The organism is Mordavella massiliensis, from assembly GCF_016901695.1.
Taxonomy (GTDB): domain Bacteria; phylum Bacillota; class Clostridia; order Lachnospirales; family Lachnospiraceae; genus Claveliimonas; species Claveliimonas massiliensis_A.
On record NZ_JACJKS010000123.1, the window covers coordinates 1 to 219 of the forward strand.

Sequence of the window (219 nt, forward strand, 5' to 3'; positions counted from 1 at the left end):
CCATCACAGGGAAACATTACGCGGATCCGGAACTGCTTGAGATCAACACACTGGAGAATGCCATCTACATGTCGATGAAGAATGATGTATCCTTTCTGATCGACGGCAGACTGTCGCTGTATGAACATCAGTCCACGAAGAACCCGAATCTCCCGCTGCGGTTTCTGCTTTATATTTCGCATCTGTATTCCAGGATGACTGTGAAAGAGAACCTGTACG

At 47.5% G+C, this 219-nt stretch carries 1 pseudogene; it reads left to right on the forward strand.

The annotated features are described in order from the left end of the window. Nucleotides 1-219 (forward strand): annotated as a pseudogene (locus H6A20_RS13390) (hypothetical protein); the annotation flags it as partial.